This is a genomic window from Sphaerisporangium rhizosphaerae (assembly GCF_042665155.1).
Taxonomy (GTDB): domain Bacteria; phylum Actinomycetota; class Actinomycetes; order Streptosporangiales; family Streptosporangiaceae; genus Sphaerisporangium; species Sphaerisporangium rhizosphaerae.
Map to the genome: position 1 here is coordinate 1 of NZ_JBHTCG010000022.1, position 22,473 is coordinate 22,473.

Here is a 22,473-nt window from a genome sequence, read left to right on the forward strand (position 1 = left end):
AACGACAGGGCTACGACCCGATTGGGGGGCGCGCGGGCGGCGGCCGGCCGGTGGGGCCGGGCGCGCCGCGCGGCGGGCGCCGGGACGGCGATGTTCTGCGTCGGGACGCTGACCGCGGTGTCCCCGGCGTTGCACCACTACCCCGTCTACGGCGGCCAGGCCCTGCGCTACGCGCTGGGCGGGCTGGTGCTGCTGGCGGTCATGCGGGCGCGTGGGCTGTCCCACCTGCGGCTGACCGGCAGGGAGATGGGGCTGATCACGTTGCTGGCCGTCGTCGGGCTGGCCGTCTTCAACGTCCTGGTCATCGAGTCCACCCGGCACGCCGACCCCGCGACCGTGGGGACGGTCGTCGCGACCGTGCCGGTCGTCCTCGCCCTCGCCGGGCCGCTCATGGAGCGGCGACGGCCCACCCCGCACCTGGTGGCGGCGGCCGCGATCGTGGCGGGCGGCGCAGGGGTGGCCACCGGGCTCGGCGGCGGCACGCCCCTCGGCGTGGTGCTGGCTCTGGGCGTGCTCGCGTGCGAGGTGGGGTTCTCGCTGCTCGCCGTCCCCCTGCTGGCGCGCCTGGGCGCGGTGCGCGTCTCGGCGTACGCGACGATCGCCGCGGTGCCGCTGCTGCTGGTGGCGGGCGTGGCGGTGGACGGACGGGCGGCGCTGCGCGTTCCCACGGCGGCCGAGGCGGCGGCGCTGGCCTACCTGGCGGTCGTGGTGACCGCGTTCGCGTTCTTCTGCTGGTACGACGCGCTGCCCCGCCTCGGGGCCGAGCGCGCGGGGCTGTTCTCCGGGTTCCTGCCGGTCGGGGCCATCGTCGGGACCGTCGTCCTCGGCACCGGCCGGCCCAACGGCGCCGAGATCGCGGGCGCGGCGCTGGTCGTCGCCGGCCTGGTGTTCGGGCTGCGCCCGCGCCGCCGCCCGGAGGCGGCCCCGCCGCGCGAGCCGGGCGGCGATGGTGTAGTCCTGAGCGGGAGGCCCTGTGCCGGCCAGGAAGGAGCACCTCGGTGACAGATACGGCAGCCGTGGCGAGCCCGGTGGACTTCACCGTCCATGGGGACTACGGCCTGAAGAAGTCCACCAGCGCGACCGGCGCGTTCACCCGCCCGCCGTACAGCTTCCGCGACCGCGTGAGCGCCGACGGCGGCGGGTACCCGGCCGAGCCAGGCCGCTACCACCTCTACGTGTCGCTGGCCTGCCCCTGGGCGCACCGGTCGGTCATCGTACGGGCGCTGAAGGGGCTGGAGGACGTCGTGTCGATGTCGGTCGTGGACCCGGTCCGCGACGGGCGCGGCTGGGCGTTCCGCGAGGGCCCCGGCCACACGGCCGACCCGGTCAACGGCTTCACCCTGCTGCGCGAGGCGTACGAGGCGAGCGATCCGGGGTACGACGGGCACGTGTCGGTCCCCGTGCTGTGGGACCGCCAGAGCGGGCGCATCGTCAGCAACAACTTCCCCGACATCTCGATCGACCTCGGCACGCAGTTCGAGCGGTGGGCCGACGCCTCCGTCGACCTCTACCCCGCCGACCTGCGGCCGCAGATCGACGAGCTGAACGACCGGGTGTACGCCACCGTCAACAACGGGGTGTACCGCTGCGGCTTCGCCACCGGCCAGCAGCCCTACGACGAGGCGGTCCAGGCCCTGTTCGCGACCCTGGACGAGCTGGAGGAGCGCCTCGCCTCCGGCCGGTACCTGTTCGGCGACCGGCTGACCGAGGCGGACGTGCGGCTGTGGGTGACGCTGGCGCGCTTCGACGCGGTGTACGTCACCCACTTCAAGGCCAACCTGCGCCGCCTGGTCGACTACCCGAACCTGTGGGCGTACGCCCGCGATCTCTACCAGCGCCCGGCCTTCGGCGGGACGACCGACTTCGACCACATCAAGCGGCACTACTACCAGACCCACCCTCAGATCAACCCGTCCCGCATCGTCCCGGCCGGTCCGCTGACCGACTGGACCGCCCCGCACGGCCGCGGCTGACCGAGCGACCCGTCCCCCGACCGCCCGGCTCCTGACCGCCCGGCCCTCGATCAGCCGGCCGAAGAGTAGCGCGCTGTTCCCGCACGCTGTTCCCGCGCGCTGTTTCCGCATGCTCTCCACCCGGATAAGAGCCACTTCAGAGCATTTTTCCGTACATGTACGGATGTACCTACGGATGTTCAAGCCTCACGCGCGCACCTAGCGTCTCGGGCGCGGGCCGGTTCGCTCCCGGCCCGGGACGCGAGAACAGGAGCGCCCTGACGTGACATTCCCGCCCCTCCCGCCGTAGCCGTCGCTCCCGCCATGGGAGATGTTCTCCGGCGGATGGCGCGGCCAGACCCCCCGCCCATACCGCTCCGTCCGCCGGGCTCGCCATTCATTTCTCTCATCACCCCCCAATCCCACCTGTCATGCCGCCGGGCTACCCCCCTGCGGTGCGACGGCCGTGCCCGCCCGACCGGCGACCGGCGCAGGTGGGAGGCAGAGAAAGGAAGAACGCGCATGAGGCGCAGAGCTCTACTGGCCGCCGTGGCCTGCGTGGCCACGGTCGCCGTTGTGGCACCCGCCACCCCCGCGGGCGCCAAGCCCTCGCCCGGGGCCAAGAAAGAGGTCAACTCCTCCGTCGCCGCGGCCGAGCGCGCCGCCGCGGACCCGTCGCAGCGCGCCGCGGCCGCCGCTGACCAGGCCGTGGCCAGCGGCCTCGACGACCTCCGGCTGAGCCTGAACGAGGTATACAAGCGCACCAACGTGACCGCCGGCGCGGGCGGCGTCTACTCCGTCGCCTACGAGCGCTCCTACAAGGGCCTTCCGGTGGTCGGCGGCGACGCGGTCGTGATCGCCGACTCCTCGGGACGGGTGCGCGACACCGCGGCCGCCTCCGCCGCCATGCCCACCGGCCTGTCGACCACGCCTGCGGTGAGCGCGGAGAGCGCCACCGCGACCGCCAAGACCAAGCTGGAGCGGGTGGACGACAGCGCCGCCCCACGCCTGGTGATGCTCGCCTGGGGCAAGAAGCCGCGCCTGACGTGGGAGGCGACGGTCGCCGGCATCGCCGCCGGCAAGCCGAGCATCCAGCATGTCTTCGTCGACGCCGCCACAGGCGAGATCGCCGACTCCTACGACGACGTGCGCGCGGGTACAGGCACCGGCTACTACTACGGCAGCGTCACGATCAACACCAGCGGCTCGGGCAGCTCGTACTCGATGACCGACTCCACCCGCAGTGGCCTGCGCTGCGGCGGGCAGAACGGCTCGGCGTACACCGGCACCGACGACGCCTGGGGCAACGGCTCGGGGACGAACCTGGAGACCGCCTGCGTCGACGCCCTGTACGGCGTCCAGCGCGAGTGGGACATGCTGGGCTCGTGGCTCGGCCGCAACGGCATCAACGGCAGCGGCGGCGGCTTCCCGACCCGCGTGGGCCTGAACGACGTCAACGCCTACTGGAACGGCAGCTACACCAACTTCGGGCACTCGCAGGACGGCGCCCGCCAGGCCACGCCGATCGACGTGGTGTCCCACGAGTTCGGCCACGCGATCTTCCAGACCACCCCCGGCGGCGCCGGCTCGGGCAACGAGAACGGCGGCATCAACGAGTCCACCGGCGACATCTTCGGCTCGCTCACCGAGGCCTACGCCAACAACCCCAACGACCCGCCGGACTACCAGGTCGGCGAGGAGGTCGACCTCGTCGGGGACGGGCCGATCAGGTACATGTACAACCCGTCGCTCGCCGGCGACCCCAACTGCTGGTCGTCCTCGATCCCGAGCACCGAGGTGCACTCGGCGGCCGGCCCGCTCAACCACTGGTTCTACCTGCTGGCCGAGGGCTCCGCGCCGGGCGGCGGCAAGCCGAACAGCCCGATCTGCTCCAGCGGCCCCTCCTCGGTGACCGGTCTCGGCATCCAGAAGGCCGGCAAGATCTACATGGGCGCCCTGCAGCGCAAGACGTCGAGCTGGCGGTACGCCAACATCCGCTCGGCCTCCCTCGCGGCGGCCGTGGAGCTGTACGGCGCGACGAGCACGGAGTGCGCGACCACCAAGGCGGCGTGGAACTCGATCAACGTGCCCGCGCAGTCCGGTGAGCCGTCCTGCACCCCCAGCTCCAGCAACGACTTCTCGCTGACGCTGAGCCCGACCGCGGGTTCGGTGGCCCCGGGCTCGTCGGCCACCTCGACGGTCGCCACGGCGACCACCGCGGGCAGCGCGCAGACGGTCGCGCTGTCGGCGTCCGGCCTGCCCTCCGGCGCGAGCGCGAGCTTCAGCCCGTCCTCGGTCACCTCGGGCTCGTCGTCCACGCTGACCATCTCCACCAGTAGCTCGACCCCGGCCGGAACCTACAGCGTGACGATCACCGGAACCGGGACGGGCGCCACCCACACCGCGGTGTACTCGCTGACCGTGACGGGCACCTCCGGCACCCGCACGTTCACCAACGGCACCGACTACACCATCAACGACGGGTCCACCGTCACCAGTCCGGTCACCTCGACCGCCAGCGGGAACGCGGTCTCCCCGGTGCAGGTCAGCGTGACCATCAACCACCCCTGCGCGTACGACCTGGGCATCCGGCTGCGCGGGCCGAGCGGAACCTACTACACGCTGAAGTCCAGCGGCAGCGGAAGCTGCGCGTCCTTCGGCACCCGCACCTACTCGGTCGCCGTGAGCCAGGTGGCGGCGGGCCAGTGGGCGCTGGAGGTCAGCGACAACTACCTCCTCGACACCGGCTACCTGGACAGCTGGACCATCACCGTCTAGGCCGGCGCACTTCCAGGCCCCCGGGATCGCACCTGGTCCCGGGGGCTTCCGCGTGCCCGGCGGCCTGGACATCTCGGTCAGACGGGCAGGGTGACCTCGGTCCTGGATCGGACGCCGAGCTTGCGCAGCACGGTGGCGACGTGGCTCTCGACCGTGCGCCTGGACAGGAACAGCACGTCCGCGATCTCCCGGTTGGTGCGGCCGAGCGCGACCAGCCGGGCCACCTCCCGCTCGCGCTGCGACAGCGCGCCGGCGCCGTTGCGCAGCGGCCGGTTGGCGCGCGGACGGGGAAGGTGGATCTCCACGCCGATGTCGCGCAGCACGCGCCGGCACCGGGCGGCGTCGTGGGTGGCGCCCATCTCGCCGTACCGCTCGGCCAGTTCGGTGAAGGCCGCTGCGGCGCCGCCGTCGCCGAGGGCGAGCCTGGCCCTCGCCTCCCCCTCGCCGGCCCGCGCCGCCGCGTACGGCTGCGGCATGGCCGTGTAGGCCTCGCGGGCCTGCGCGTAGCGGGCGGCGGCGTCGGCGTGCCGGCGTTCGGCGGCGGCCAGGGCGCCGCGTGCCACCTCCAGCGCGGCGTCGGCGTTGGGCGCGATGCGCCCGGCGATGCCGCGGGCGTACTCGGCGACCAGGTCGGCGGCCCGTCCCGTCCGCCCGCCCCAGACCATGGCCGCGACGGCCGAGGGCACCAGGCCGGCGCCCCACACCCAGACCCCCTTGCGGCGCAGCAGGCCCACCGCCCGTTCGGCCTCGGTGACCGCGCGGTCGAGCGCGCCGCGGGCCAGGTGCAGCTCGATCATCCCGCCGGCGGCGGCCAGCACGATGGGGACGTACCGCGCCTCGGGCGCGTCGAGGCCGGCGCTGTGGAAGTGCTTGGTGGCCTCGTCCCACTCTCCGGTGGCCACGGCGAGCCAGCCCAGCACCAGCCACAGGTCCACCACGATGAGCGGCGTCTCGGTCGCCAGCTCCCCGAGGGCGGCCGCGCGGTCGCGCAGGCCCTCCCAGCGGCCGGTCAGCCACTCTCTGCGGATGGTCGAGACGTCCAGCAGGTAGGCGGGGTACTTCGCGCCGGTCTCCGCGGCCAGCCGCCGCCCCTCCCGGCCGAACCTCTCGGCGGCGGCGTAGTGGCCGAGCGTCGTCGCCGAGTCGTGCAAGTTGCAGTACGCGCGGGCGGCCTCGCGCCGGACCGCCGTCGACGGGTCGCCGGAGGGCAGCGTCGCCGCCACGGCGAAGGCGCGGGGCGAGCCGATAATCATCTCCAGGGAGGCCCGGTTGGCCAGGACGGCCGCGGTCAGCTCGGGGTCGTCGGCGGTCGCCACGAGCGCCTCGGCACGCTCCATCCACTCCTGGTGCTTGGCCAGCGGCTCGACGCCCCACCCCGGCATGGCCAGGCTGGCCCAGCCGCGGGCGGCCAGGGTCGGCCGGTGGCTCAGCTCGGCGCAGGCCGCCATGATCTCGGGGCGGCCCGCCGCGGTGTCGCCGGCCTGGTTGGACAGCACGACCCCGAGGCTCAGCCGGGCCTCGGCGCGCAGGTCGCGGGACAGGAAGTCGTCTCTCAGCACGTGGCGCAGCAGCCGCACCACCCGCTGGTGGGACAGGCCGGTCGCCGCGAAGCGGCCGAGCATCAGGGCGAGCGGGCCGCGTTCGGGCGCGGGCAGGCCGGGGTCGTCCAGCATGCCCTCGATGACCTCGACCGCCACGGCGGTGTCGCCGAGGGCGGCGGCCTGCTGGGCGGCGGCGGTGCCGTGGCGCAGCCACGCCTCGGTGTCGCCGGCGTGCCGCGCGTGGAAGGCCAGCTGCACCATGGGCGGGGAGTCCATCGCCAGCAGCGCGCCCATCGCCCGTTCGTGCCCGGACCTGCGCTCCGGACCGGGGATCGCGTCGTACACCGCCTGCTGGGCCAGCGCGTGGCGGAAGCCGTACCGGCCGCCCGCGTGCTCGTGCAGGACCCCGGCCCGCAGCGCCTCGCCGAGCCCGGCCGAGGTGCCGCCGACGGCCGTGAGCAACTGCTCGCCCGCGGGGAGCCGCAGCAGCGCCGCCGCCTGCACCGCGCCGACGGCCGCCGCCGACAGCCCGGCCATGCGGTCGGCCATGGCCTCGCGCAGCAGCAGCGGCACGGCGGCGCGGTCGAGCGCGTCCGGGTCCAGCGCGCCGGGCAGGGACCGCACGACCTCCTCCACGACGAACGGGATTCCGGCCGTGCGCTCATGCAGCCGCTCGACGAACCGGGACGACAGGTCGGACCTGTCGAGCAGCGCCCCGGCCAGGCTCGCCACGTCCGAGACGTCCAGCGGGGCGAGCGGCACCACGACGCTGGTGGTGTCGGGCTGGTGGCGGTAGGCGCGGCCGAGGGGCGAGCGGCCCGCGCCCTGGTCCTCGCGCCGGTAGGTGGCCACGAGGGCGACCCCGGCGGGCGGCTGGTCGGCCAGGAAGCGCAGCAGATCGCGGGTGCCGTCGTCGGCCCAGTGGAGGTCCTCGATGACCAGGACGGCGGGCGCGACGGCGGCCAGCAGGGCGCGGATGGCGCGGAACACCCGGTGCCGCTCGGCCCGGGGATCCTCGAGCGGGGGCGGGGACGGCGGCAGCGCGCCGGACAGCTCGGGCAGGTAACCGCGCAGGGCGCCGGTCACCGGGTTGAGCGCCCCGGCCTCGGGGAGCCGGCCGGCGATGTCGCGCAGCGCCTCGAACACCGGGCCGTAGGGGAAGGGCTCGCGGATCTGGTGGCAGTGGCCGAGCAGGACGACCCGGTCGCCCGAGGCCAGACGGCCGAGCGCGGCGCGGACCAGACGCGTCTTGCCGATGCCGGCCTCGCCCTCGACGAGGACCACGGCCGGCGGGCGGGTCATCGCGTCGATCAGAGCCCGCAACTCGGAGGCGCGGCCTACCAGTGCGGGCGCGGGCACGCCGCTCATCCACTGCTCCAAGGTACGGGTTGCATGACCCCCCGGGTCAGTTATCCACGTACCGTCGGTCAAGGTCAACCCTTGGGCGTAACAGGCTTGTTGCGGATGCGGTCAAGCGGCACAAGGGGGGCTCATGTTCCCCCGGTGCCGCGCGGCGCGCCCCCGCGCGGCGTCGGCGGCGTCAGCGGGCGGGGGTGTGGTGGGGGTCCGCCGTGAAGGTGTGGTCGACGAGACGGGTGGTGGCCTTGCCGTCGTCGCGGGGGGCGTAGGTGCGGACGAACTCGTCGTAGCGGTCGGTGAAGTCGCCGGAGAGGGCGTCGATCAGGCGCACGGCCTCGATGACGTCGCCGCTCTCGCTCAGCAGCGGCCCAGGGGCCTGGGTGCGCAGGTCGAGATAGAGGCCGCGGGAGTTGCGGTAACGCTCCAAGTCGTAGCCGAAGAAGATCATCGGGCGGCCGGTGGCGGCGAAGTCGAACATGACCGAGGAGTAGTCGGTGATCAGCACGTCCGCGATCAGCAGCAGGTCGGCGATATCGGGATAAGTGGTGACGTCGAGGGCGAAGGGGTACTCCCGGCTGACCGGCCCCGGCCGGACCAGCGAAGCCGGCCCCGGCACCACCAGCCCGGCGCCCACCGGCGGCGCCTGCATCATGTGGCCCCGCACCAGCAGCACGTGGTCGCGGCCGAGCACCCGCCGGGCCTCGGCCAGATCGAGGCGCACCGAGGAGTTCCTGCGGTCGTGGTCGCGCCACGTGGGCGCGTACAGCACCACCCGCCTGCCCGCCGGGATGCCCAGGCCGCGCCGCACGGCCGCCGCCAGCTCCGCCCGCTCGGGCGAGGACAGCACGTCGTTGCGCGGCAGGCCGGAGGAAAGGATCTCCCCGCCGTACCCGAAGGCCCGGCGCAGCACCTCCGACGCCCACGGACTCTGGGTGACCAGAAGGTCCCAGTTCGCGACCTCGGCGGCCTGGCGGTACCAGGCGGCCGGCCGGGGTTCGCGGGACATGTGGCGCTGGTCGCCGCCGACGCGCTTGAGCGGCGTGCCGTGCCAGGTCTGCACGCAGATCTGGTCCTCGCGGGCCCGGAACCACTGGGGCAGCAGCGTGTTGGTGATGATGTGCCGCGACCGGGCCAGCGCGGTGTAGTGCTCGCGGCTGCCCTCGCGCACGATGGTCGGCGCGATGCCCGGGCCGAGGCCGAGCGCGGCGGAGTCCGGCGGGACGAACGCGCCGTCCTTGACCACCCAGATGTGCTCGCGGTCGTCGCCGCGGCGCAACCGCTCCTCGTACACCGCCCGGGCGTTGTCGGAGTAGGACCGGCCGTCGAAGGAGAGGTACACCGTCGCGTCGCGCAGCTCACGGCGCCGCTCGGCGGGGTAGTGCACCCGGCGCAGCGCCCACAGGCCGCCCGCGCCCTTCTCGTCGTCGGGACGGCGCTCGGCGGCGACCAGGACGGGCACGTCGAAACGCGTCGCCACCAGGCGGTACTCGCGGCCGTCGACGATGTGGACGCCCTCGTCCAGGGTGTCGAGCAGGCGGTGGTCGACGCGCAGCGGCGCGGTGGTGCCCTTGCCGCCCGCGACCGACAGGCTCCAGGTGCCCGACCCCAGCGCCACCGTGCCGCCGAAACGCGGCAGCGCGCCCGGCGGCACGCGCACGGAGAAACCCGCCCCGGAACGCGCCAGCGGCACGCGGTAGGTCAGGCCCGCGCGCTGGCGCAGCACCAGGTCGCGCTGGCCGGGCTCGGTGTCGGGGTAGGTGCCCGCCAGGGTGAGGACCCCGTCGTCGCCCCACCCGGCCGAGGTGATGACCGGCCAGACGCGGTGCGCCGCGACGACGGCGCGGTCGCGGCGGTCGCGCAGCACGGTGATCTCGCGGCGGCCGACCCCGATGCGGGTCTCGGCGTCGTCGTCCATCATCACCGGCGCGGCCGGATCGCCCCGCGGCTCCACCCACAGCCTGCGGGCGTCCTGCTCCTTCATCAGCGCCGGCACGGCCAGCGCGACCGAGAAGCGCGTGCCCCCCTCGACCGGAGTGAAGTCGGCGGCCATGCGGTGGCCGCCGAGACGGGCCCGGCCCTTGGTGGCCGTGACCCCGGGAAGGAAACCGGTCAGCTCGACCTGGTCGCCCTCGTGGGTCACGCCCGTCAGCTCGGCGCGCGTCGGCTGCAGCACCACCTGGAACACCCGGTCGGAGGTCCACGCCGGCCGCACCCACCACCCGGGACGGACCCGCAGGCCCGCGGGCCGTTCGGTGCGGCCCATGACCGGGCCGCGCAGGGCGCCGGTGGCCCGGGCGCCCCGGCTCCAGATGACGATGTCAGCCCACCAGGTCGTGGTGTCGGGGACCGCCGGACGGCCGCGCAGCATGCGCTGGGCGCCGTGGACGGCGGCGCGGAGGGCCGCGCGCCAGCGCAGCGACCACGGGCGGACCTCGGCGACGAAGCCGGCCCAGTCGTAGTTGCACCCGGGCTCGGCGGCGTCGTGCGTGGCCTGCGGCCGGTAGGCGCGACGGGTGCGGGCCGTGATGGGCGGCACCCAGCGCGGGCCGCGCAGCACCACGGTGGCGCGGTTGAGGCGCCGGCTGCGCACCGACAGCCCCACCAGATAGGCGTGCCCGGTGACCCGCAGCCGCCCCTCGTGCCAGGAGACGTCGGCGACCTCGGTCAGCGGGACCAGGTCGGACCTGCGCAGCCGGAACAGCGGCCGCGGCGCGATGACCGGCAGGTCGGCGTACCAGGCCAGCCCCCGCCGCACCCGCTTGGACGGCTCGGCGGTCGCCGCGACCAGCCCCGCGAGCTCGTCGCCCTCGGCGAGCTCGCGCGGGTCGCGGTGCTCGATGAGGTGGTAGGCGAGCCGGCGGGCGACCGGCAGGCGCCGCTTGACCGAGGCGTCGACGCCGGACAGATAGTCGCGCAGCAGGTCGATGGCCTGGCGCAGGCGGGTGGCGTCCCGGCGGGCGGCCGTCTCGAGGCGCAGGCCGAGCGGCCCGTTGAGCGCCTCGTAGTGCAGCCTGCGGCGCTGGGCGCGGGTCAGCCCCGCGGGGTCGACCGCCGCGATCACGGCGTCGAGCGGATCTCCCCTGTCATGGAGGTCCTGGGCGGCCCGCAGCCGGTCGGCGACGATGTCACCGTTCCGCGCGGGCGTGGCACCGGTGGCCATCGGGGAGGCACCGCCTTTCCAGTCTCACCGCGAGGGGCGTTTCTGGAATGGTAATGCGAGTTACTGAGAAATCACTGATGATCTCCCTGCCACCGGGCGTGGCGCATATCTGCTCTTTCCCCCCTCATCGGCGTGCCCTCCTCGCGCCAGCGGGACAGGCACCGGTTCTCGTGCCCCCGCACCGGATGGCCGTCCGCGCGGACGACGCGCCACCAGGGGACACCGCCGCCCCAGGTGGACATCACCCGGCCGACCTGCCGCGGCCCGCCCTCGCCGAGGTACTCGGCGACGTCACCGTAGGACATGACCTTGCCCGGCGGGATGCGCTCGACCAGGTCGAGCACCCGCTCGGCGAAGGGGGGCGGGTCTCCGGTCACGTGCTCCACTGGGCGGGCCCGAGGGAGATGATCTCCTCCAGCTTGCCGAACTCGTAGGTCGCCTCCCCGTTGACCTGCTCGACGATGCCCTCACGGATGCCGTACGCCTCGCCGTCCTCGCCGACCAGGCTGCCGCCCAGCATCTCGGCCAGGCGGGCGAGCTGGGCGACCTGCCAGTCGGAGGTCGGCTCCAGGTACAGGCGCCCCTGCCATAGGGCGACGACGTGCTCGGTCTCGCCGTGGCGGGCGAAGATCTGGCCGGACTCCGGCGTTCCCCGCAGCTCCAGGCCGGCGTCCGCCGACGCCGTCACCTCGGTGAGCTCGGCGTAGGCGAGCGGCGATAGGCGTTGTACGCGCAACTCGTATCCCACGAGATGGGAACCCTAGCGAATCTTGACCGCTCACCGGTATGGAAAAGGGCCACAACGGTCAGAACGCATCCGAAATGCCACCGAACCTCCGCCAAACAGCGCCCTGTTCGCGGCCCGTATGTGATCATTGCCGTTCGGCCCGCCGGGTGAGCACGACGACGGCTCCGCCGAACCCGACCAGGCCGAGCAGGATGCCGGCGCCGTAGACCCACAGCCGCACGGGGTCGGCCCCCGGCGGGGTGGGGGCCGGGGCGGTCGTGCCGCCGCCGAAGTGCAGGCCCTTGCGCACCGCCACCGAGCCGCGGTAGCCGACGAGCTCGCCCGCGCGGGCGAGCGCGGCGGCGGCGTCGACGACGCCGAACCCGGCCTTGTCGTCATAGCCGCCGCGCGGCCCCCCCTTGGTGGAGGAGGAGACCGCCCGGGAGACCAGGTCGGGGGTGAGGCTCGGGTATCTCGCCTTGATCAGGGCGGCCACCCCGGCCACCAGGGCCGTGGCGGCGCTGCTCCCCTCCACCTCCACGTAGCCGCCGCCCGGGACCGCCGCCGGGACGCCGACGCCGGGCGCGCCGACCAGCACCGAGAGGTTGTCGCTGCTGAACGCGGCCGGCCGGCCGCGGCGGTCGACGGCGCCGACGCCGATCACCCCGGCGTAGCCCGCCGGGAAGCTCCAGAAGGAGGTGCCGCGCTTCTGCGCCGCCTGCGTGTCGCCGTCGTTGCCCACGGCCGCCACCAGCACCACCCCGCGCGCCAGCGCGTACGCGACCGCCTCGCGGTCGGCGCGCTGGGCGGCGTACTCGCCCAGCGACATGCTGATGACCTGGACCCCGTGGTCGGTGGCGTACCGCACCGCCCGCGACAGCGGGCTCTCGGCCGGCAGCCCGAGGCCGTCGTCGGGCGCGATCAGGTTGTCCTCGGGCTCGCCCTCGTCGATCACCGGGACCGACAGGATGCGCGCCTCGGGCGCCACGCCGATGAGCCCGCCGTCGCGCCCCGAACCGGCGATGAGCGAGGCCATCGCGGTGCCGTGCGGGCCGGAGGAGATGGTCTCGTCGTCGAAGATGCTCGACCGCATGTCGGGCGCGACGGTGACCTTGTCCTTCAGGACCGGGGTCCTGACGTCGACGATGCTGTCGATCACGGCGACGGTCACGCCCGCGCCGCGGCTGGTCTTCCACGCCTGCTCGGCGTTGATCGCGTCGAGCACCCACCGCTGCCGGTCGCGCACGTCCTGCCCCGCCGCGGGCCCGGCGAGCAGCCCGGCGAGCGCGAGCGCCGCGCCGAGCGCGCCAGCCGCCCTCAACACACGTTCCCCTGCGTGCACCGGGGGATGTCGGGAGGCGCGGCGAGACCGCGGGCGATGTGCCCGGCGATCGACTGGGCCGTCGGCCACAGCTCGCTGTGGGTGATCTCCTCGGGCGGCACGGCGGCGCGGGTGCGGCCGTCGGCGTACCCGGCGGTGGAGAAGACGATGTACGGGCCCGCGCCGGTCCAGCCGGTGCGCTGGCGCTGCGCGGCCCCGAACCGGTCGGTGGCCGTGCCGGGGAAGGCCACCGGCCGGACGCCGACGCGGTCGTCCACGGGAAGGTCGGCGGCGGTGTCCACCCTCTTCTCCTCATCGGCCAGCACGGCCACCCCCACGGTCACCACGAAGGTCGAGGTCTGGTCGACGTAGGTCGCGCGCAGCATGGTGCGGCAACCGTGCTCGCGCAGCACCGAGGCGACGGGGGCGTCGACCACGGAGGGGCACCGCGCCTCGGGAGCGATGCCCACGCGGCGGGCGAACTGGCGGACCCGGGAGAGCCCGAGGTACTCGACCTGGGCCGGGAAGACGGCGTCGGCCCGCCACGCCTGCCAGCGCCGCGCGACGTCCTGCTCGGCGTAGCGGGCGCGCTCGGCGACCGTCAGCGGCCGGGAACGCGTCTCCTGCAGCACCCCGACCGAGCCGAGCAGCACGTTGATCGCGGCGATGGCCAGGATCGTGCCCATGATCAGCAAGAACAGGGAGCGAAACCGGATGCCGCGCTCGAGCTCCTCGCGGTCTCGCGCCGCCCGCAGGCCCGCCGCGCGGGCACGCGAGCCGCTCCACGACCGCGCTCCCCCGCCGGCCGGGCCGGCCTCGGACCGGAAGGGCCCCGAGCGCGGGCGGAGACCGCCCGTGGGGAGCCGGGGCGCGCCGCGCGCGCCACCGGCACGCGCGGGCCAGGGCGTCACCGGCCGCGCCCGTGGCTCCTCAGGCGACATACTTCGATGCTACGTCGGCGCCCGCCGCCACCGGCCCCCTCGCCTCCCTCACATTGCTTGGTGTCCGCCTCGCGCCTCTGGCGGCCCTCGCCCGCCTGCCGCGCCCGCCGCGCCGCAGGAGCACCACCACCGCCGCCAGGCTCACCCCCGTGCCCGCGGTCGCGGCCAGGGCGATCCCGCCGTACAGAGTGATCATGCCCGTGTCGCGGCGCACCACACGCACCGGCGGCAGCGGCGCGGGCCCGGCGCCGAGCCCGGCGGACATGGGCAGGTCGGCGTCCTGGGCGCCGGGCCCCGAGGCGGTGTGGCGGTGGCGCGCCAGCCTCGCCGCCTCGGCGAGCGCGCGGGCGGCGTTCACGACGCCGAAGCCCACGCCCGGGTCGTACCCGCGGGCGGGCCTGCGCGTGACCCCGGTGGTGAGCGCCTGGGCGACCAGCGCCGGGGACATCCGCGGATACCTGGCCTTGATCAGCGCGGCGACGCCGGACACCAGCGCCGTGGCCTGCGAGGTGCCCCGCCCGACCCAGTATTGGTCGCCGGGCCCGGCACCGAAGACGTCGACGCCGGGCGCCGCCACCTGCACCAGCGAGTTGCGGTTGGAGAACGACGCCTTGTGCAGCCCGTGGTCGGCGGCGCCGACCGAGATCACCCCGGGCAGCGACGCCGGGTAGGAGTACGGCCCGTCGCGGCGGCCCGCGCCGTCGTTGCCCGCGGCGGCCACCAGCACCACGCCCTTGGAGACCGCGTACCGGATCGCCGCCCGCTCCTGCCGGGTGGGCCGGTCCTTCGAGATCGACATGTTGATGACCCGCGCGCCCTTGTCGACGGCGTACCGGATGCCGCGCGCGACGACGTTCTCGAACCGCGCCTGGGAGTTGAAGGCGTGGAAGCCCGGCTCGTCGTCCTCCAGGATCACCCGGACCGACAGCACGCGGGCGGCGGGCGCCACCCCGATCACCCCGTCGGAGCGTCCCGGCCCGTGCCCGTGCCCGGCGATCAGCGAGGCCATGTACGTGCCGTGCAGGCGGCGGGGCGGGGTGCCGCGCGGGTTGGCGCCCCGGGTGAGGTCGGGACCGGTGACCACCGAGCCCACCAGGTCGTGGTGCCGGGGGTCGACCCCCGAGTCCAGGACCGCGACCAGGACGCCGGCACCCCGGGTCAGCCGCCAGGCGTGCGCCACGTCCAGGGTGCGCAGCACCTGTCGCTGGCTGCCGCGCACCTGGTCGGCGCGGGCGGGCGCGGCGGCCAGGACGAACGCGGGCGCGAGCACGGCCAGGGCCAGCATCACGGCCCCGGCGAGGAGCAGCGTCGCGCGCGGTCGCCACGCCGATCCTCGCGACGGTTCTCGCGACGGCCTTAGCGCCGCTCCTCGCACCGGCCCTCGCGCCGCTTCTCGCGACCGCCCGGCGCGGACGGGCGTCGTGGTCAGCACTGCCAGTCCTTGCCGGCGCAGTCGGGCCGCGCCGGGGTGGAAAGCGCGGTCAGCACCCGCTCGGCCAGGTCGGAGGCGAAGGCGAAGATCGTGGAGCGCTGGTGCCCGACCGACCGGGCCGGCCTGCCGTCGACCTGGCCCGCCGTGGTGACCACCAGGTACGGGCCCGCCTGCGCCAGCGAGGACGCCTGGCGGGCGGCGGCCGTGAAGCGGTCGGCGACGGTCTGCGGGAAGGTCAGGGCGCGCAGCCCGGGCGAGGGCACGCCGCCCGGCGGGAACGCGGCGCGGGCCCTGAGCGCGGAGTCCTGGTCGGGGAAGGCCGCGACGCCCACGGTCACGACCACGCCCTGGAGGGCGTCCAGGTAGGTCGCCCGGAGCACGGCCCGGCAGCGGGCGGCCTTCAGCGCCGCGCGGAGCGCGGCGTCCACCGCGGCCGAGCAGTCGGTGCGGGAGGAGATGCCGACCCTGCGGGCGTACTCCTGCCCGCCCTGCTCGGCGACGTACGGCAGGGCCGCGGGGAAGATCCTGCCCGCGGGCCACACCTGCCAGCGGCGCGCGGTCTCCTCGGCCGACGCCCGATGGACCTCGGCGGCGCTCGGGCCGCGGGTCAACTCGGTGCCCGCGGCTCCGGCGGACACGGCGGCGGCCACCGCGCAGACGAGAGTGAGCGCTGACGCCACCACCAGGGACGGCCACGTACGCAGGACACTCACCTGCCCGACCTTAACGCCCCGGACAAGCGGACATCCGGCGTTCCATCCGCATAAACCCCATTGGAAAGTACTTGACGCTATGGAAAGTGGAAAGTACTTTCCTAAGTGGAAAGTGAGGAGCCGACATGGACGCCACCCCCGAAGACGCCCCCCGCGTCACCCCCCGAGACCCCGCCCACGCCACCCCGCAGGACGCCGCGCACACCCTTTCCGAGCACGCGTCGCACACCACCCCAAGGGGTGCTGCACACACCCCTTCGGGGCCCGCGTCAGACATCTCGCCCGAGGAGGCCGCGCGCACCCTGCGCGAGATCCGCGAGTCGCAGGCCCGGATGATCAGGTCCCGGCCCTGGTTCCCCGCCTGGTACACCACCGGCGTCGCCCTCTTCGTCACCGGCATGCAGTTCCTCACCGAACCCGGCACCCCGGGCGCGGCGACCGCGGCGGGCATCGTCGTCCTGACGCTCGCGCTCACGGGGTCGGTGGGCGCGCTGGTGCTCTTCGAGCGGCAGCGGCCCCACCGCAGCCTGGTCACCGGCTCGATCCTGCTCTGGTTCATGGCCTGGGTGGCGGTCTGCGTCGGCGTGTGCCTGGCGGTAGCCCTGCCCCTGTCGGGGGCCGGGGTGCCCTACGCCCGCACCTACGCGGGCCTGGCGATGACGGCGTTCATGGCGGTCACCGGCCCGCTCGTCGGCCGGTGGATCACCCGGCGCATCGCGGCCACCGTCGAGGCCGGCTGATGACCGAACTGAACCCGGTGATCCACGCCCCCGTGCGGCTGCGCGTCATGTCGCTGCTCGCGGCGGTGGAGGAGGCCGAGTTCGCCTTCGTCCGCGACGAGGTCGAGGTCAGCGACTCGGTGATGTCCAAGCACGCCGCCGCGCTGGAGTCGGCCGGGTATGTAGCGATCCGCAAGGGCCACGTCGGCAAGCGTCCCCGCACCTGGCTGCGGCTCACCCCGGAGGGCCGCCGGGCCTACACCTCCCACGTCGCCGCCCTCCGCGACATCGTCGCCCGCTCCGGCCTCTCCCTCACCGACGGATGACCCCGCACCCGGCCTCATCCGGAAACACCCGAATCTTGAAATGACGCGACCCGCCCTCCGCTGGGGAGGGCGGGTCGCGTTCGAGGTCGCGTCAGTAGGTGGGCAGCGAGGGGTCCACCGTCTTGATCCAGCTCAGCACGCCGCCGCCCACGTGGACGGCGTCGGAGAAGCCGGCGCTCTTGACGACCGCCAGCGCCTCGGCGGAGCGGGCGCCCGACTTGCAGTGCAGGACGATCTTCCTGTCCTGCGGCAGCCGCTCAAGAGCCGTGCCCCGCAGGAACTCGCCCTTGGGGATCAGCACGGCGCCGGGGATGTTGACGATCTCGTACTCGTTCTGCTCGCGGACGTCCACGACGAAGATGTCGTCGCCGCGGTCCATCATGTCCTTGAGCTCCTGGGCGGTGATCGTCGAGCCCGTCGCGGCCTGCGCCGCCTCGTCGGAGATCGTGCCGCAGAACGCCTCGTAGTCGATCAGCTCGGTGATCGTCGGGTTCTTGCCGCACAGCGGGCACTCGGGGTCCTTGCGGACCTTGACGTCCCGGTACTTCATCTCCAGCGCGTCGTAGATCATCAGACGGCCGACCAGCGGCTCGCCGATGCCGGTCAGCACCTTGATGGCCTCGTTGACCTGGATGGAGCCGATGGAGGCGCACAGGACGCCGAGCACGCCGCCCTCGGCGCACGAGGGGACCATGCCTGGAGGGGGCGGCTCGGGGTACAGGCAGCGGTAGCAGGGCCCGTACTCGGCCCAGAAGACGCTCGCCTGGCCGTCGAAGCGGTAGATCGAGCCCCAGATGTAGGGCTTGCCCAGCAACACGGCCGCGTCGTTGACCATGTAGCGGGTGGCGAAGTTGTCGGTGCCGTCCACGATGAGGTCGTAGGCGGCGAAGATGTCCATCACGTTGTCGGTCGTGAGGGCGACGTTGTGGATGACGACGTTGACCAGGGGGTTGATCTCGCGCACGCTCGCCGCGGCGCTCTCGGCCTTCAGCCGGCCGACGTCCGACTGGCCGTGGATGATCTGCCGCTGAAGGTTTGACTCATCAACGACATCGAAGTCGACGACGCCGAGCGTGCCGATACCGGCCGCGGCGAGGTACATCAAGGCCGGGGAACCGAGGCCGCCGGCGCCCACACACAGCACCTTGGCGTTCTTCAGCCGCTTCTGCCCGGCCATCCCGACGTCGGGGATGATCAGGTGGCGAGAGTAGCGGCGCACCTCGTCAACGGTCAGCTCGTCGGCCGGCTCTACCAGCGGTGGCAACGACACAGTTCTACGCTCCCGTTTCAGGGGATTCACTAATTGGCGGCTCGCCCGTCAGGCTACGCGCCCCGCCGTCTGTCACAACCTAACCCGGTCGCCCCCGCATTCCCGAATCGGCGATCTTATCCGACGAAGGCCGTATCCCTCGACTTCTGGGCTTTCTGCGGATATTTCACCCCGTCCTCGCCAGCGGCCGTCGGGCGCCGTCCTGCAGCAGGAGGCGCACGTGGCGGGCCACGAGGCCGGGACACTCCATCTGTGCGACGTGCGCCGCGTGCGGCAGCAGCACCAGGCGCACGTCGGGGAACGTGCGGCCGGCGCGCGCGGCCATCCGCGGGTGCACGAGGCGGTCGTGCCGGCCGTGGACGACCAGCGTGGGCGCCGTGACCTGCCCGGCCAGCCGCCACAGGTTCTCCTCGCCCCGGCGGAAGTACTCGCCGACCAGGGCGCGGGCGGAGCCGACCAGGGCCGTTCCGGCATAGGGCAGCTCGTCGCGTCGGAGCAGTTCGGCCACGGCGTCCTCCAGCCGGTCGGGATGGACCCGGCCGGTGTCGGCGTAGCACATCTCCATGGTCGCGCGGATGCGCCGTTCGGCCGGCAGCGCCCGCAGCCGGGTCATCGCCCATTCACCGATGCGCGGGGTGGCCGACATCGCGACGCGGGCGGGACCGTAGCGGGGCAGCAGGTCGGGCAGCGCGGGTGAGACGAGGGTGAGCGTGCGCACCAGGTCGGGCCGGGTGGCCGCGACCCGCACCGAGACGGCGCCGCCCATGGAGTTGCCGAGCAGGTGGACCGGGCCGCCGAGCCGCTCGATCAGCGACGTCACCGCCGCGGCGTGCGCCGCCACGGAGTAGTCGCCGCCGGGATGCTCGGGCGAGTAGCCCGCTCCGGGCAGGTCCAGGGCGTAACCTCTGACCTCGTCCCGCAGCTCGCCCATCAGGTCGGTCCAGTTGGTGGCCGAACCCGCCAGCCCGTGCACGAACACGGCCTTCTCGGGCGGCCCCTCGGGCGTCGAGCGCACATAGACGGCCAGGTCGCCGAGGTCGATCAGCTCTCCTGGCCAGTGCGGTATCGGTTCGTCCACCGTCTTTCCCCCTCGCGTTCACCCTCGGTTTCGACGATAACCCCCGTCCAGGGCTGCCGGGGCCCCTGCGGGCCGGGGCTGGGGTCCTGAGGGGTGGGGGGAGAGGGTACAAGATCGCGGGAAATATCGGACAAATCGGGAAATAACGATCTGAAAGATATAAGGGCAGGTTAAGTAGCTGCCAAAAGGCAGCGATCACCGTTTGTCGTATGGGTCGCCCGGAAAACTAGACATGTGGGAAGACTCATAACGAGTCATCCGGCATTTACTTCCTAATCCAGTAAATGCATCCGCTGGGCAACCCGATGCGTCAAGGGGGAAAACGCAATGCCCGACGTCAAGAAATACGCGGCCATGCTGACCGTCACCGCTGCACTCACCGGTGGCGTCGTCGGCCTCGGCGCGACCACGGCCACGAGCGCGTCCGCGTCCGCGGCCGTCACCACCAACTTCGGCTGGGGCGACGACTTCGGCGGCTTCGACGGCGGCTTCGGCGGCGGCTTCGGCGGCGGCGGCGGCGGCTTCGGCGGCGGCCAGTGCCACCACGGGGGCGGCCAGGGCGGCCACGGCGGCCACCACGGCGGCTGGGGCGGCTACGGGGACGACGACGGCGACGGCGACTGGGGCGGCAAGGGCTTCAGCAAGCACCGTCGTCACCACCACAGCCGCGGGGGCGGCCACCGCAACTGCTTCTTCAAGGTCGTCGAGGCGCGCTTCTTCCGCGCCATCATCGGCCACAACAGCCACGGCGGCGGGCACAACAACTGGTTCCGCGACGACCGCCGTCACTGGAAGCCCGAGCACCACTGGCACGGCAAGAAGCACCACCACGGCGAGCACGGCGACCGTTGATCCGAGATCCTAGGCGGCCCTCCGGGTGGCGAGCCCACCCGGAGGCACGACGGGCCGCTTAGCACCTAATGGAAGGCCCCGGAGCGATTCCGCTCCGGGGCCTTCCCCGCGCGCGGTGACCGCAGGCGTTTCGACGACACCACCATTCAGGCTTGATTCCGTCCATTTCGGGAAAAGCCCCGGCACACCCCCTGCCCGGTGCCCGCCGTCCCCGCCGTGGATGACGCACGGCGGAAACGGCGGCCGTCAGGCGGACTTGCGGGCGCGACGCTTCGGCGCCTGCTTCTTGGTGTCCTTCTCCGCCTTTTCCGATTTCTCCTCAGCCTGGCCGGCGGTGGCCTTCGCGGCCGGCTTCCTCTTGTCCGCCGGGGCCTTCTCGCGCCCGCCCTCGCGCTCGCGCTTGGCCGCGTCGACGCTGGCGCGCAGCGCGGCCATCAGGTCCACCGCCGGGCCGGCCTGCTCGGCCGCCTCAGGCCGCACGAGCTCCTTGCCCGCGACCTTGGCCTCGATGACCTGCTGGAGCGCCTCGCGGTAGGCGTCGTGGTACTCGGTGGGGTCGAACTCCCCGGCCATGGTCTCGATCAGCGACTCGGCCATCTGCAGCTCCTGCGGGCGGACCTCGACGTCCTCGTCCACGAACTCGAAGCCGGGCTCGCGGACCTCGTCGGGCCAGAGCATCGTCTCCAGCACGAACACCCCCTCGCGGATGCGCAGGGCGGCCAGCGACTCGCGCTGGCGCAGCGCGACCTTCACGATCGCCACCTGCCCCGTCCGTTCGAGGGCGTCCCGCAGCAGGACGTACGGCTTCACGCCCGCGGACTCGGGCTCCAGGTAGTACGACTTGTTGAACAAGATCGGGTCGAGCTGCTCGGCCGGGGTGAACTGCAGCACGTCGATGCGGCGCGAGGTGCTGAGCGGCAGGTCGGCGAAGTCCTCGTCGGTGAGCACCACGATCTCGCCGCCGGCCAGTTCGTAGCCCTTGGCGATCTCGGAGTACGGGACCTCCTCGCCGTCCACCGAACACACCCGCTTGTACCGGATGCGGCCGGCGTCCTCGCGGTGCACCTGGTGGAACGACACGTCCTTCTGCTCGGTGGCCGAGTACAGCTTCACGGGAATCGTGACAAGACCGAACGAGATGGCACCCTTCCAGATGCTACGCATGACCTCTCCTCACCTCAGCCCCACTATCGAACTCATGTTCGCTAGCGGCAAGGGCGCAAAGCAGTATCCAAATGGGCAGATACCCAGTGTGGAATGCCGTATCCGGTCAAGCCACTATCTGCTCGAACGGTGATGGACGAGAGCACGGGAAAAGAAACCTCAGGGGAAGTGGTGCGTGTGGCGGACAAGGTCCGGGTCAAGGTCGATCAACGGGAACTGACCCTGACGAACCTGGGCAAAGTGCTGTATCCCGAGGCGGGGTTCACCAAGGCAGAGGTGATCGACTACTACAGCCGGGTCGCGCCCGCGATGCTCGCCCACCTCAGCGGGCGCCCGCTCACCGTCAAGCGCTACCCCGGCGGCGTGGACGGCCAGTTCTTCTTCGAGAAGAACCGCCCCGCGCACACGCCGGCGTGGGTGCGCACGGCCCGCCTGCCCGCCCCGGGCAGCACCAAGGACCGCGACACCATCGAGTACGCGATCGTCGACGACCTGCCCACGCTGGTCTACTTCGCCGGCCTGGCCGCGCTGGAGTTCCACACCCCGATGTGGCGGGTGGACGAGGAGGGCCGCGCGCTGCCGCCGGACACCATGGTCTTCGACCTCGACCCGGGCGCCCCAGCGACGATCGTCGAGTGCTGCCGGGTCGCGCTGCGGCTGCGCGAGGCGCTGGCCGAGGACGGCCTCACGGGGTGCCCCAAGACCAGCGGCAACAAGGGCATGCAGGTGTACGTGCCGTGGACCGGCCGCGAGGACGACCCGTCCGGGTACGCCAAGGCCCTCGCCCAGCGGCTGGAGAAGCAGAGCCCGGAGGAGATCGTCAGCCAGATGGCCAGGAAGCTCCGCCCCGGCAAGGTCTTCATCGACTGGAGCCAGAACAATCCGGCCAAGACCACCGTCACCCCCTACTCGCTGCGCGCCAACCCCGTCCCCACCGCCTCCACGCCGATCACCTGGGAGGAGGTCGCCGGCTGCGCCCGTCCGGGCGATCTGGTCTTCACCGCCGAGGACGTCCTCGACCGCGTCGCACGACTCGGCGACCTCATGACGCCGCCGGAGCGAAGTCAGGCCGGGGAGGGGCCGTAGTCTGGACGCATCGGGGTATGGAGCGCGCGAACCGAGCGCTCACCGCCTACGGAG

The 22,473-nt window shown here is 73.3% G+C and carries 18 protein-coding genes; 7 read left to right on the forward strand and 11 right to left on the reverse strand.

Translation table 11 applies throughout. The annotated features are described in order from the left end of the window. From ACFQSB_RS26845 to ACFQSB_RS26855, 3 genes are all read left to right on the forward strand, one after another. Positions 1-1,002 (forward strand): DMT family transporter (locus ACFQSB_RS26845; RefSeq protein ID WP_380829706.1); only part of this gene is annotated, 1,002 nt, incomplete at its 5' end. Next, positions 999-1,973 (forward strand): glutathione S-transferase family protein, encoded by a 975-nt coding sequence (locus tag ACFQSB_RS26850; RefSeq protein ID WP_380829707.1) that lies wholly within the window; start codon positions 999-1,001, stop codon positions 1,971-1,973. The genes ACFQSB_RS26845 and ACFQSB_RS26850, both read left to right, overlap by 4 nt. Before the next feature lie 501 nt (positions 1,974-2,474). After that, positions 2,475-4,730: a M4 family metallopeptidase gene (locus ACFQSB_RS26855; protein ID WP_380829708.1), complete on the forward strand. Its 2,256-nt coding sequence runs from the start codon at positions 2,475-2,477 to the stop codon at positions 4,728-4,730. 77 nt (positions 4,731-4,807) lie between these two features. Here the strand turns inward: ACFQSB_RS26855 and ACFQSB_RS26860 are convergent, their stop codons facing one another. The 8 genes from ACFQSB_RS26860 to ACFQSB_RS26895 form a co-directional block, all read right to left on the reverse strand. Further along, positions 4,808-7,639 (reverse strand): ATP-binding protein, encoded by a 2,832-nt coding sequence (locus tag ACFQSB_RS26860; RefSeq protein ID WP_380829709.1) that lies wholly within the window; start codon positions 7,637-7,639, stop codon positions 4,808-4,810. A gap of 172 nt (positions 7,640-7,811) precedes the next feature. Further along, positions 7,812-10,790 (reverse strand): CDP-glycerol glycerophosphotransferase family protein, encoded by a 2,979-nt coding sequence (locus ACFQSB_RS26865; RefSeq protein ID WP_380829710.1) that lies wholly within the window; start codon positions 10,788-10,790, stop codon positions 7,812-7,814. A gap of 71 nt (positions 10,791-10,861) precedes the next feature. Continuing rightward, positions 10,862-11,176: an MGMT family protein gene (locus ACFQSB_RS26870; RefSeq protein ID WP_380829711.1), complete on the reverse strand. Its 315-nt coding sequence runs from the start codon at positions 11,174-11,176 to the stop codon at positions 10,862-10,864. Beyond that, entirely contained in the window at positions 11,164-11,538 is a 375-nt protein-coding gene (locus tag ACFQSB_RS26875) for a hypothetical protein (RefSeq protein ID WP_380829712.1), read from the reverse strand. Before ACFQSB_RS26875 ends, ACFQSB_RS26870 begins: the two co-directional genes overlap by 13 nt. A gap of 124 nt (positions 11,539-11,662) precedes the next feature. Then, positions 11,663-12,841, reverse strand: coding sequence for a S8 family serine peptidase (locus ACFQSB_RS26880; protein WP_380829714.1), 1,179 nt, complete (start codon positions 12,839-12,841; stop codon positions 11,663-11,665). After that, positions 12,835-13,779, reverse strand: a complete 945-nt coding sequence (locus ACFQSB_RS26885) for a hypothetical protein (RefSeq protein WP_380829716.1) — start codon at positions 13,777-13,779, stop codon at positions 12,835-12,837. Before ACFQSB_RS26885 ends, ACFQSB_RS26880 begins: the two co-directional genes overlap by 7 nt. Then, entirely contained in the window at positions 13,769-15,064 is a 1,296-nt protein-coding gene (locus tag ACFQSB_RS26890; protein WP_380829717.1) for a S8 family serine peptidase, read from the reverse strand. The genes ACFQSB_RS26885 and ACFQSB_RS26890 overlap by 11 nt, the downstream gene beginning before the upstream one ends. A gap of 140 nt (positions 15,065-15,204) precedes the next feature. Beyond that, positions 15,205-15,924, reverse strand: a complete 720-nt coding sequence (locus ACFQSB_RS26895; RefSeq protein ID WP_354840491.1) for a hypothetical protein — start codon at positions 15,922-15,924, stop codon at positions 15,205-15,207. A gap of 125 nt (positions 15,925-16,049) precedes the next feature. On the opposite strand from ACFQSB_RS26895, the gene ACFQSB_RS26900 reads away from it, so the two are divergent. Continuing rightward, complete coding sequence (locus tag ACFQSB_RS26900; RefSeq protein WP_380829718.1) at positions 16,050-16,664, forward strand: hypothetical protein; 615 nt, start codon at positions 16,050-16,052, stop codon at positions 16,662-16,664. Continuing rightward, positions 16,664-16,969, forward strand: coding sequence for a winged helix-turn-helix domain-containing protein (locus ACFQSB_RS26905; protein ID WP_380829719.1), 306 nt, complete (start codon positions 16,664-16,666; stop codon positions 16,967-16,969). The genes ACFQSB_RS26900 and ACFQSB_RS26905 overlap by 1 nt, the downstream gene beginning before the upstream one ends. Positions 16,970-17,060: 91 nt before the next feature. On the opposite strand, the gene moeZ is transcribed toward ACFQSB_RS26905, so the two are convergent. Both moeZ and ACFQSB_RS26915 read right to left on the reverse strand, forming a co-directional pair. Then, a complete protein-coding gene (gene moeZ / locus ACFQSB_RS26910) occupies positions 17,061-18,239 on the reverse strand; it encodes an adenylyltransferase/sulfurtransferase MoeZ (RefSeq protein WP_354840483.1) in 1,179 nt (392 codons plus the stop codon). A 166-nt stretch (positions 18,240-18,405) separates the two neighbouring features. Next, on the reverse strand, positions 18,406-19,317 hold the full coding sequence (locus tag ACFQSB_RS26915) for an alpha/beta fold hydrolase (protein WP_380829720.1): 912 nt from the start codon (positions 19,315-19,317) through the stop codon (positions 18,406-18,408). Between the two features lie 327 nt (positions 19,318-19,644). Here ACFQSB_RS26915 and ACFQSB_RS26920 point away from each other — a divergent pair, with 327 nt between their 5' ends. Then, positions 19,645-20,169 carry a hypothetical protein gene (locus ACFQSB_RS26920; RefSeq protein ID WP_380829721.1) on the forward strand — a complete coding sequence of 175 codons (525 nt, stop codon included), beginning with the start codon at positions 19,645-19,647 and terminating at the stop codon, positions 20,167-20,169. 246 nt (positions 20,170-20,415) lie between these two features. Here ACFQSB_RS26920 and ku read toward each other — a convergent pair whose 3' ends face one another. Beyond that, positions 20,416-21,333, reverse strand: coding sequence for a non-homologous end joining protein Ku (gene ku / locus ACFQSB_RS26925; RefSeq protein ID WP_380829722.1), 918 nt, complete (start codon positions 21,331-21,333; stop codon positions 20,416-20,418). A gap of 177 nt (positions 21,334-21,510) precedes the next feature. On the opposite strand from ku, the gene ligD reads away from it, so the two are divergent. Continuing rightward, a complete protein-coding gene (gene ligD, locus ACFQSB_RS26930; RefSeq protein ID WP_380829724.1) occupies positions 21,511-22,419 on the forward strand; it encodes a non-homologous end-joining DNA ligase in 909 nt (302 codons plus the stop codon). Positions 22,420-22,473 lie beyond the last annotated feature (54 nt).